The 11,538-nt window shown below is 45.8% G+C and carries 10 protein-coding genes and 2 rRNA genes; 10 read left to right on the top strand and 2 right to left on the bottom strand.

All coding sequences use genetic code 11. The features are described 5' to 3' along the window. The 5 genes from QY97_RS15275 to QY97_RS15255 all read left to right on the top strand — a co-directional run. A 23S ribosomal RNA gene (locus QY97_RS15275) occupies positions 1-95 on the top strand; the annotation flags it as partial. A gap of 209 nt (positions 96-304) precedes the next feature. After that, positions 305-420, top strand: a 5S ribosomal RNA gene (gene rrf / locus QY97_RS15270). 374 nt (positions 421-794) lie between these two features. Next, positions 795-2,042, top strand: coding sequence for an MFS transporter (locus tag QY97_RS15265; RefSeq protein ID WP_039234534.1), 1,248 nt, complete (start codon positions 795-797; stop codon positions 2,040-2,042). A gap of 248 nt (positions 2,043-2,290) precedes the next feature. Continuing rightward, positions 2,291-2,761, top strand: coding sequence for a hypothetical protein (locus QY97_RS15260; protein WP_156994580.1), 471 nt, complete (start codon positions 2,291-2,293; stop codon positions 2,759-2,761). Positions 2,762-3,089: 328 nt separating this feature from the next. Further along, the gene (locus QY97_RS15255) at positions 3,090-3,653 is read left to right on the top strand and encodes an NAD(P)/FAD-dependent oxidoreductase (protein WP_039234539.1); all 564 of its coding nucleotides are present in this window, start codon (positions 3,090-3,092) and stop codon (positions 3,651-3,653) included. A gap of 44 nt (positions 3,654-3,697) precedes the next feature. Here QY97_RS15255 and QY97_RS15250 read toward each other — a convergent pair whose 3' ends face one another. Together QY97_RS15250 and QY97_RS21015 are read right to left on the bottom strand one after the other, a co-directional pair. Next, positions 3,698-4,609 (bottom strand): DMT family transporter, encoded by a 912-nt coding sequence (locus QY97_RS15250; protein ID WP_039234542.1) that lies wholly within the window; start codon positions 4,607-4,609, stop codon positions 3,698-3,700. A gap of 102 nt (positions 4,610-4,711) precedes the next feature. After that, on the bottom strand, positions 4,712-4,837 hold the full coding sequence (locus tag QY97_RS21015; protein WP_269764111.1) for a hypothetical protein: 126 nt from the start codon (positions 4,835-4,837) through the stop codon (positions 4,712-4,714). Between the two features lie 333 nt (positions 4,838-5,170). On the opposite strand from QY97_RS21015, the gene eutB reads away from it, so the two are divergent. The 5 genes from eutB to QY97_RS15225 all read left to right on the top strand — a co-directional run bounded on the left by eutB (position 5,171) and on the right by QY97_RS15225 (position 11,531). Beyond that, on the top strand, positions 5,171-6,193 hold the full coding sequence (gene eutB, locus QY97_RS15245) for a hydroxyectoine utilization dehydratase EutB (RefSeq protein ID WP_315849931.1): 1,023 nt from the start codon (positions 5,171-5,173) through the stop codon (positions 6,191-6,193). Between the two features lie 37 nt (positions 6,194-6,230). Then, on the top strand, positions 6,231-7,910 hold the full coding sequence (locus QY97_RS15240) for a PucR family transcriptional regulator (RefSeq protein WP_039234547.1): 1,680 nt from the start codon (positions 6,231-6,233) through the stop codon (positions 7,908-7,910). A 191-nt stretch (positions 7,911-8,101) separates the two neighbouring features. Beyond that, positions 8,102-9,292 carry a M24 family metallopeptidase gene (locus QY97_RS15235; RefSeq protein WP_175286660.1) on the top strand — a complete coding sequence of 397 codons (1,191 nt, stop codon included), beginning with the start codon at positions 8,102-8,104 and terminating at the stop codon, positions 9,290-9,292. Between the two features lie 18 nt (positions 9,293-9,310). Then, positions 9,311-10,315, top strand: a complete 1,005-nt coding sequence (locus QY97_RS15230) for a cyclodeaminase (RefSeq protein WP_039234550.1) — start codon at positions 9,311-9,313, stop codon at positions 10,313-10,315. Positions 10,316-10,334: 19 nt separating this feature from the next. Further along, a complete protein-coding gene (locus QY97_RS15225; RefSeq protein WP_039234553.1) occupies positions 10,335-11,531 on the top strand; it encodes a M20 metallopeptidase family protein in 1,197 nt (398 codons plus the stop codon). Positions 11,532-11,538: the final 7 nt, after the last annotated feature.

Genomic DNA, 11,538 nt, shown 5'->3' with positions numbered 1-11,538 from the left:
AAGATCCCTGAAAGATGATCAGGTAGATAGGTTCGAGGTGGAAGCGTGGCGACACGTGGAGCTGACGAATACTAATCGATCGAGGACTTATCCTAAAAAACGAAAAGCAGAGGCGACTGCATAGACACGACAAGCAAATGTTCGGACGCTGGAGAGGCGGTAAGCCTTGGAAGCGGACGGTTATTTGACTCGAGTGTCGAGGAGCCGGAGCTGGACAACACAACAAAATGGCAAGGTATTGCCGGTTACTTCCCAAGCATATTATCCAGTTTTGAAAGAACAACGTTCTTTCAACCTTATACAGTCTGGCGGCTATAGCGAAGAGGCCACACCCGTTCCCATCCCGAACACGGAAGTTAAGCTCTTCAGCGCCGATGGTAGTTGGGGGCTTCCCCCTGTGAGAGTAGGACGTTGCCAGGCACCTGGGAAAAGAGCAGCTATTATTGTAGCTGTTCTTTTTTTGTATATGCGAAAAAATTTTTCTGAATCATTCTATATAAACCTACCCATATAGAATAGTAAGGATTACAATTAAAATAGTGAACTTATACATACACTTCCAATCAAACTTCTTTCACTTGTTTTATTCTGCTGGGAAGTCATCATCTAGTATTTATTAAAGAAGGTTACTTGTACCTATACTTATTTTTAATGGAGCTGTCCTTTATTATTCTCTCATGAAGTGTAACTTTTTAGAATAGAGGGTATTCTTTCCTTTACGAGCCTTCTCATTGTAGAAGGGCTCGAATAAGACTTTAATGATAGCAAGTGAAAAGCTGAAGAGGCGAAAATACATGGCAAAGAATTTAGCGTTAAAACATCATCATGTCCTTTTTTCAGAACCGTGGCGTATGCTGTATGCTTTACTAATGGCTCAGCTGCTGGTGTCCTTTATCGGGCGCAGTGTGGGACCGCTCGGTGTATTAATCGGGACCGATCTTTCTTTAAGTAAATCACAGATTGGCATGCTGCCTGCCGCTCTGTTTTTAGGACAGGCGCTTGCTTCTGTTCCTGCTGGGTTTTTAACGGATCGTTTTGGTTCTCGTCGGTTACTCTTATGGGCTGCATTTTGCTTGGGAATCGGTTTTGCTTTTATGACGATGCTCGGTGAGCTTTGGGCGGTTTTATTGCTCGTAGCTGTTGGAGGAATTGGCTACGGGGCGATGCACCCTATCACGAATAGAGGCATTATTTATTGGTTTTCAACGAAACAGCGGGGGACAGCCATGGGCATCAAGCAGATGGGGGTAACAGCAGGTTCAGCCCTTGCCGGTTTAATTCTTCTTCCTCTTGGTGCCGAATATGGCTGGCGGCCGGTTTTGTTTATCGCTTGCCTTCTGTTATTAGTCAGCGGTGTGGTTTCTTATTTTATTTATCGAGATCCGCCTAAGCAGCGTACTTCGGCTCAGTCAGGTGGTCTGCTTGCTTTCTACAAATCGATGTTTCAAATGATGAAAAACAAAGCACTCATGCTTGTCAGCTTCAGTGCTTTAGGATTAAATGGCTCCCAGATGTGCCTGAATACATATCTCGTACTATTTGCTTATGAAAAGCTGGGCATCTCTCTCTTTTTGTCTGGTATCTTGCTTGTTATCTCTGAGGTGAGCGGGACGGCAGGAAGAATTGCCTGGGGAATGATCAGTGATTTCGTATTTCATGGCAACCGGATAATTATTCTATTAATAATTACAGTACTGACGGCTATGTCTAGCTTGATTATGGCAATTACCTCAGAAGCGACCTTTTGGGGAATGGTGCCGCTTGTCATTGTCTTTGGCTTTTCATTAGCGGGCTTTAACGGCATTTGGATGAATCTGGCGAGTGAAATCGTGCCTCCGGAACAGTCGGGAATATCCAGTGGTGTAAGCATTACCTTCGGCTCTATCGGTGTGATGCTGATCCCCCCTTTCTTTGGCTTGATGATTGACCAAACAGGAAGCTTTAGCTCAGGCTGGCTGTTAATTACAGGATTAATGATGATCGTTTTTCTATTGCTTAGTTATTTAATCGTGTGGAGCAAGAAAACGTTGAATAAACAATAGAAAAAACTGATTGCTGGTTAAAGCAATCAGTTTTTTTAATCGTCATAGGGATGAGTTATGCTCTTTTTATAAATAACTTTTTATGTTAAAATAGTAAATATCAGGATTTAGAAACAAATAATTTGCTATTTAGCCTGTTTGTTATATAAAGATTTATTCTTTAAGAAAAGTGTCTAAGCTACTAAGGAGGAATCCTCATACGTAAGTACAAGCTCTTGTTCATTCTTCTTGTTGCCGGCGCGGCTGTAATGGCCACTTCTTATTTCATGCGATACCCTATTGACAATACAAGTGAAGATATACAAAAGCATTTAATAAAGTGGGAGAATCAGTCTTCTCCTCTCTCAAGTGTTGAATTGATAAAAGTGATGCGATTAGGCGGGTCTAATACGCAGGTGGCTTTCTACAAAGCTGGCTCTGCTGCTCGACTAGCTGTCATGGAAGAGGGCTTTAATGGAAATCTTCGAATCGTCCGCAGTGATACGCAAAAGGATAAGCTTGATTATGAATGGATAGAGACTAGTGAAGGACGATATGGAGTGGTCACAGGTGTAAACGTTCTGAAAGGGCTTGCCTCTATACAGGACAATTTGGAAGGGCTTCTTTTTGGTTACGAAATCGACATCCCGGATGATCCTTATTTTATGATTGCCAAAAAAGTACCTGAAGAAGTTGACAAGACGTATAGCCTGCTTCGTTTCTTTAGCCAGCAAAATTAAAATATGGAGAGCAGGGTGGGCTTATGGTCTATTTGTTCCTAGGTGTTGTAGTAGGTGCTTTGGGAGTTTCCATCTGCAAAGTGATGCGAAAGGGAAGGCTGCTAAGCAATCGCTATACTCCATTCGATGATATTATGAAGGGAAAGTCTGAAAAAGATTCACGCTTCAGGGGAAAACATAAGTAAAGCATGTGCCGGCTTTTGCCAGGGCATGCTTTTTTAATTGTTTCATAGATGAAAGAACAGGAAGAAGCCCTTATGCTTGCAAACGAAAATTCAGAAAGTTAAGATAAGGATGAATGAATAGTTATGCAGAGGGGGACGAGTCAATGTACGATATTACCATTATTGGTGCAGGACCAGCGGGATCTAGTGCTGCCTTATTTGCTGCAAAAGCAGGCAAAAAAACATTGGTGATTGACCATGAGAAAAGCATGACGAAAAGAGCATGGGTGGAGAATCACTATGGCGTGAAAGGCATATCAGGACCGGATATGCTGGCGATCGGAAAAGAACAGGCTACAAGCTTCGGAGCAGAGTTTGTACAAGCAGCCGCTACCGGTATCACAAAGTCTGGTAACGGATTAACAGTGAAGACAGACGGAGAGTCGTATGAAACAAAGCATGTGATCCTAGCGACAGGGGCTTTAACTGACTTAGCGTCCGCATCTGGAGTTCAAACAAAAGAAGGGACAGAACCACGTATTAAAACGGTGGTTGATGCCGATCCAAACGGCAAAACGAATGTAGAAGGAATTTGGGCGGCCGGTACAGCAGCCGGAGTCAGTGTGCATACGATTATTACAGCTGGCGACGGTGCGAAAGTCGCTATCAATGTTATTTCCGAATTGAACGGAGAGCGCTACGTGGATCATGATATTTTAAAAGCATAAATAAATGAAATAAGCCTCAGGACCACTCCTGAGGCTTATTTATATTATACGCTGTTTCTCGCTTCCTCCGGGACCGCAGCAGGCTGCCGCTTTCCAAAGAGGTTCACGATGATAACGCTTGAAACCGCAATAATTCCGCCGATAATGGATAAGGTGCTTGGCCATTCATGAAGCCATATCCATGCGACAAATATGGCGAATACCGGTTCAACGTACATTGTACTGCTAATGGAGCCGGCATTGCCTAGTGAAAGAGCGGCAGCCCAGGTCACATAGGCGATAGCCCCTGGGAAAATACCGGTGTAAAGAGTAGATAGGTTTGCCTCTAATGTGGCTGCTTGAACACTTTCAAACAGGCCGGGAAAGAAAATAAAAAATGGCAGTGTCCCGGCCCATGTGACGTAAGCTGTTAGCTCAATCGGGTTGTACCGCTTTAGAAACGGCTTTTGAAAAACAAAGAAGCAGGAGGTGGCAATGGCGGCAATCAGGACGAAAAGGGCTCCTTTAGAAATATGGAAAGCGGGACCGGCTGTTCCTAAGGTAATGACAAATATACCGATAAATCCAATGAACATACCGAGCCAGCCATAGACGCTTAGGCGCTCCTTTAAAACAATGACTGCGATTAAAGCGGTAAAAATAGGTGCTGAAGCCACCAGCATACTGGATGTGCCAGCGGATACTGTTTCTGCCCCAAAAGTGACTCCTAATTGATAGATACTAATTCCCACTAGGCCGAGAACCATAACTTTCCATACATCTTCCCGCCTCGGCAGTCGAAACCGGCTGCCCGGCCATAAAGCGTAAATAATGAACACGCTTGAGGCAATTAAAAAACGAAGGAGAACTAAATGGCCTGGTGAATAGCCGCCTTGCAGACTTGCCCGGATTGCAGCGAAGGATGACCCCCAAATGGCGATCGTGAAGATGGCTAATAAAAAAGCCTTTTTATTCATTTTTCCCCCTCCTGTAAGAAGATATATAAATTTATAGATTTGTCTCGATTAACTTTTCTAAAAAGAGAGAGCATGCATAGGTATTTGCTGCTCTCTAAGCCATTATAGTGTATCTATCACCATTCCGGCAATAACAACGGAAGCAGCCGTTACAGTTGTCAATCCCTTCGAGGAAATAGATTCTCTTTTCATCTTTCTGACTCGTTCCCTCGCATACTTGTTCAGCATATTCTCCTGAAACCTGGCCAGCTAGTGCCTAAAGAAACATAAAGGTCCTCACCGCTAAAGCTTCTGCTTAAAACGTATATAGTATGAATTTTTTTACAAAAGTTTTCGTCTGCATCGGAGGAATCTCTATCTTTCACAACGAAGACACGTAAGAGAGGAGTCTATCAATCACCTTGTGAGTCAGTGAAAATACTAAGTAATGCCGGCGTGGATTTAATCATGTTCTTCCTTGAATAATAGGTGTTGCTACGCATAGTTGTTAATTTGCACAAAGACGCATAGGATAAAATAGCGCTTTTTCTTAAAAAATTTAAGGGCAAGGATGTTTGCCTCTTGAAGGGGAGGATGGGCATGACCCTTGGGGACAAAAAGCTGGAAGTATGTCATGTGCAGAATATTTGGAAGGCCCAGACACGCATTCGCTCGATGATTAAGCCTACTCCTTTCATTGAATCACCGGCACTTGCAGAGGCAGCAGGCATCGAGACCTTCTTAAAAATAGAGACGGTTCATGAGGTAAGAGCCTTCAAGGTACGGGGAGCGGCCAATAAGCTGTTAAGCCTCACTGAGGAAGAAAGGAAGCAGGGAGTCGTCACCTTCTCCACAGGAAATCACGGGCTAGCTGTCGCGCATGTGGCAAAAAAGCTTGGGATCCGGACCGTCGTCTGTATATCGAACAGAGTACCGAAGGCAAAAGTAGATGCTATTCGTCGTGAAGGAGCAGAGATCAAAGTTATTGGAGAAAGCCAGGATGAGGCGGAAAGATATGCCTATGAATTAGAGGAGCAGGGCATGACGGTCGTCAAGCCTTTTGATGATTGGCATGTGATTGCCGGGCAAGGAACGATCGGACTTGAGATGCTGCAGGAGGTGCCTGATATAGATGCTGTGCTTGTGCCTCTCTCGGGAGGAGGGCTGTTTGCAGGTGTAGCGGTCGCCCTCAAGTCAGTGAATCCGTTTATTAAAGTCATCGGTGTCTCGATGGAAGGCTCTCCAGTCATGTATGAAAGCATTCAATCAGGAAAGCCGGTTATGTTGAAAGAACAGGATACGTTAGCGGACAGTCTGCTCGGTGGAATAGGGTTAAATAACCAGTACACTTTTGAGCTGGTAAAGAACTATGGGGATGATTTCATCCTTGTGACAGAGGAAGAGATTGCTGATGCCATGGGGTTTATGATGGAGCATCACCGGATGATCGTAGAGGGAGCGGCGGCTGTTGGAGTGGCGGCTTTATTGCATGGGAAGTTAACCGATGCGTATGGAAAGGTTGGAACCATTATTACGGGCAGTAATGTAGATTTATCCGTTATTTCTCCCATCATACAAAACTATCTGAAGCAGAAGAGGTCATAGCTTTTCACTCATAACCCTAAAAAGAGAGGTGAACAGCATGTATCTGAATGTTCAAGATATCGCGCAGCTCTCTATATTGAAGCCGGCAACTGTGAAGACAGGAAGGGATGTCTTGGATCAGCGGACCGTAGAGTGGGTATCGGTCATTGAAGGTCCCGTGGAGAATTTCGTTCGGGAAAATGAATTCGTGCTGACGACTGGTATTGGCTGCCGGGAAGACCCGGAGGTACTGCTGGAATTTGTAAAGGATGTATATAAATCTGGAGCCTCGGCGCTCGCGATTGCAACAGGCCGGCATGTATTTGATATACCTGAGCCGATTCTTCGGTTTGCAGAGGAAAAAAAGTTTATCATGATCGATATCCCGTGGGACATTCGTTTTGCTGACATTATTCAGGAGGTTATGGTGAAGCTCAATCACCTGAAGCAAGAGGAGTTAAACGCTTCAAAAGACATTCATCAAACCTTAATTGACATGATTTTGGCAGGGGACACGCTGGATAAATTGATTGGTTATATAGAGGCTGAGTTGCGCCAGCCTCTTTTAGTGTTAAATAAAAGGGGAGATCCAGTCGCAGGGAGCGCAGATATTGGGCGTGTTTTTACGTTATCAAAGCAGCTAACCGCCTATCAGGCAGAAGGCGAGCCGCCCCACCCATTAGAGGGAAAGATGAGAAGTGCAAGATTAGAAGGAGAACAGCTCTTTCATTTTCCTATTCAAACAAACGGTATGCATGAAGGGGACTTATTTATGCTTACCCCGGAAGATTTCCAATGCGGGCCTCTGCCTTTAACTATCATAGAATACACGATCATCGCGATTGCTCTCTGGTTTTCCCGTAACCACGTGTTAAAGGAAGCAGAATATAACCGGAAGAATGAGTTCTTGCTGGATTTGGCGAAGGGCAAGAGCCTATCAGACGGCTACAAAAGCTTTCGGGCAGATTCACTTCATATGGATATCCACCGCCCATACGAGTGCATAGTCGGCTATATGGAGAATGAGGGGGCATTAATGGAGCAAGGGACACATGCTAAGCCTGTATGGGTCGAAAAAATGATGCCATCTATACAGGAAGAGCTTGTTCATTTATCGACCGGCTTTCATCGCCGCATGCTGGTGGCCAATGATGGACGGATGCTGATTATTTATTTAGAGCATACAGAGCGGTCGACCTCGGATACGGCTAATCAGCTCATTGACTTGGTTGAACGGCGCTTCCACCAGCTGATACCCGGGGCTATCTTCTCCTGGGGGATTGGCAAGCATAATGATGGATTCATGTGTTTTAGCCAAAGCTTTGAGCGGGCAAAGGCGGCGCTTGACATGGGCAGGAAGCAAAGAGGGATCGGTCAGCGTTTCCATTTTGAAGAAACAAGAATGAACCGGCTGCTATTGAATTTATCGTTGAATGAGGAAGTGCAGGATGTAGCTATTTCAACGATTGCTCCTTTACTGGATTATGACCGGAAAAGGGAGATGGATCTGATTCATACCTTCACCATCTACAACAAGAACGGCGGAAATGTCAGCCAGACGGCACGTGAATTGAAGCTTCACCGGCAATCTCTGCTTTACCGGTTAAGAAAAATTGAATCGCTGACCGGCTTGACGCTTATCGACCCTGATGCGTTGTTTTTATTAGAATTCAGCATAAAAATATGGTCAACAGGGCGCATTCCTGAAGAAAAGCTGGAACGTTTCCGAAATAAGTAACCTGAAAGAGTTGAACCGTCTTCAACTCTTTTTTTATGTGCTTGAAACAGGGGGAGAAGAAACTGGGTGTTTTCATTCAACAATTTGTATGGATTATTTTTTTGAAAATTCATACATATTGTTGAATGTATTTTTTATGTTTTCTTCCTAGAATATTAGTAAGATGAAACCCAACAGAAAGGGCGAGTGCGATGCTGTCGTTTAGCATTGAGGAATATAAGCTGCGTGTCAAGGAAACGAAAAAGAAAATGCTGGAGCAGGGAATTGAAGTGCTGCTTGTGACAAATCCGGCCAATATGAATTATTTATCGGGCTATAATGGCTGGTCCTTTTATGTAGATCAAATGCTTGTTGTCATGATTGATGAAGAAGAGCCCATTTGGATTGGAAGAAAGCAGGATGCCAATGGGGCAAAAGCCACGACCTGGCTTTATAAGGATCATATCATTCCTTATCCAGAGGACCATGTTCATTCCGCAGCGAAGCATCCCGCAGATTTTGTGGCCCAAATATTAACGCAGATTGGTCAGAATAACCGCCGGATCGGTCTTGAGATGGAGTCTTATTATTTCTCGGCGCTCATGTATGAACGGCTGAAGAAGAATTTGCCAAGCGCTCGTTTTATAGATGCCAGTTTATTAATCAACTATGTGCGCCTCATAAAATCAGATAAGGAAATCGAATATATGAAGCGTGCTGGAAAAATTGTTGAAAAAGCGATGAAGACAGCTGTTGTTTCGATTGAGGAGGGGGTTAGGGAGTGTGATGTAGTCGCTGACATTTACAAGGACTTGATCAGCGGCACAAAGGAATATGGCGGGGATTATCCAGCAATTGTTCCGCTTCTGCCATCGGGGGCCAACACTTCTACCCCGCACCTTACCTGGTCTGATAAGACTTTTAAGCACGGAGAAATGGTCATCATTGAAATTGCGGGCTGCCACCAAAGGTATCATGCTCCGCTTGCGAGAACGGTGTCCATTGGCAAGCCATCTGACCGGATTATGGATGTATCAAAGATTGTCGTTGAAGGATTAAACGAAGCGCTGGATGCGGTGAAGCCGGGAGTGACTTGTGAAGAGGTGGAAAGAGCCTGGAACAAGGTGATCACTAAATATGGCATTGTGAAAGAATCCAGGCTTGGTTATTCAATGGGACTGAACTATCCGCCTGATTGGGGAGAGCACACAGCGAACCTTCGAAAGGGGGACCAAACTGTCTTGCAGCCTAATATGGCCTTTCATTTAATTCCCGGCCTTTGGTTCGATGATTACGGCATTGAAATTAGCGAATCCTTTATTGTGACAAAAACGGGCTGCGAGGTATTATCCCATTTCCCGCGTGAGTTAATGATTAAGGGAGAACCGAGCATTCTCCTGTAAGAGAAGGAAGTGATGCGAATGATGATCTTTACAGAGAAGGAGATCCGTTCATGCGTCGGACTTGATCTGGAGGCTGTGCGTGTAATAGAAGAAGCATTTACGGACTTGGCTGTTTCTAAAGTAATCACTCCACCTATCATGCGCATTGATATCGAAGAAAGCAATGGGGAAGTAGATATAAAAAGCGCTTATGTGGCCGGTAAACCTTTCTTTGCCATTAAGGTGTCTTCTGGCTTCTTTGATAATTATAAACTGGGCCTGCCGAGTGCGAACGGCTTGATGATGATCGTCAGTACGGTCACGGGCGAGCCGGAGGCCCTTTTTCTGGATAATGGCTACTTAACCGAAGTGCGGACGGCGGCCGCTGGAGCTGTGGCGGCGAAGCATTTGGCGAAGGAAGAGGTTCAGGCGGTGGGAATTATCGGCACAGGCGCACAGGCGCGTTATCAGCTGAGAGCGCTTCAGCTTGTCCGCCGCTTTGAACAGGTGCTTGTCTACGGCCGCTCACCGCAAAAGGTTCAGGCATTTAAGGAAGAAGTGGAAAAGGAGCTCGGAATAGAGGTGACGGCCTGTTCGTCTCCTAGGCAGGTAGTAGTGAGCTGCGATATTGTCGTGACCACTACACCTGCTAAGGACCCTATTATCAAAGCTGACTGGCTTCATCCCGGTCTCCATATTACCGCTATGGGATCGGATGCGGAGGAGAAGCAGGAACTTGAGGCAGAGGTCTTAAACAAGGCGGACCGGATAATCTGCGACAGGAAAGACCAGTGCCTCCGTTTAGGGGAACTTCATCATGCTGCAGAGCAGGGAGACGGGAAAACGGCCGACCAAGCCATAGAGCTTGGCGAAATTACAGCTAAAAGGATAGAAGGAAGAAGGAGCGACAAAGACATCACGGTTTGTGATTTAACGGGAACTGGTGTCCAGGATACGGCTATTGCCCTTTATGCTTACAAATGGTTGAAAGCACAAAAGACGAGCGGGCTGATCATAGAAAATAAAAAAATATCGTTCAGCTAGCGAGGGAGGGGGAGAGCAGGTGGCTGCTCAGGAAAAGCCAATCGCTTTAGAAGCACAGGAGATGGAACAGCAGTTCATCAAATGGAGAAGGCACCTTCACCAGTACCCGGAGCTTAGCTTCCAGGAATACAAGACAGCTGCATTCATAGCTGATGAATTACAGAAGATAGAGGGACTCGGTATAGAGACGCATGTCGGAAAGACAGGGGTGGTAGCGACCCTTTCGAATGGCCCGGGGAAAACAGTGGCGATCCGTGCTGATATGGACGCGCTGCCTATTGAAGAGAAGACAGGTCACCATTTCATGTCTAAACATCCAGGCGTCATGCATGCATGCGGCCATGACGCCCATACAGCTATCCTGCTCGGTATTGCCCACCTTCTTTCCGGAAAAGCAAAGGAAGGATCTTTTCAAGGGACCGTCAAACTGATTTTTCAGCCAGCAGAGGAAGCGACAGATGAGGAAGGCTTATCGGGAGCGCCTCGTATGATGGAAGAGGGCGTACTGGATGGTGTGGATGCTGTTCTTGCTCTTCATATGTGTCCTTGGCAGCCAACTGGAGTGATTCAAGTGAATGATGGCTACAGCATGGCCAATGTAGATGTCTTCCATGGGGAGATTTTCGGCACAGGAGGCCATGGCGGCTATCCGCATTTAGGGACGGATCCTATATGGATGCTCGGTCATGTGCTGCAGGCCTTTTACAGTATCACATCTCGGAAAATTTCCCCTTTAGACACAGCGGTAGCCAGCATTGGAGAAGTGCGTGCCGGAGCGGCAAGCAATGTCATTCCTGACAAAGTGTCGGTGACTGGAACATTGCGCACGTATTCTCCGGAAGAAAGGGACCGTTTAGCGAAGGAGATCGAAGCCGCTTTTCAAGTCGTCGTTCCGCTTGGGGGCACCTACCAGTTAACGGTCGACCGGGGAGAGCCGGCGCTAACGAATGATCCCGCTGTCAATGAAGTCATCAAGCGGGCAGCCAGACAGCTGTACCCGGGTCTCCGTGTCGTCCGCAAGCCGTTTGGCCTAGGGGGTGAGGATTTCGGCTATATGACGAGAAAAATACCGGGGGCTATGTTTTTTCTCGGCTGTTCCTTACCAGATGGAATAGACCGTGATTTGCACACGAACGTATTTGATTTGGATGAACGCTGTCTGCCAATGGGGGCCGCGATTCTAGCCCAGTCGGCGATAGACCTGTTACATGCTTAAGCATCTG

This window comes from Bacillus thermotolerans (assembly GCF_000812025.2).
GTDB classification, from domain to species: Bacteria; Bacillota; Bacilli; order Bacillales; family Domibacillaceae; genus Quasibacillus; species Quasibacillus thermotolerans.
Note: the sequence above shows the minus strand (reverse complement) of the source record. Positions and strands in the feature narration are given on the sequence as shown.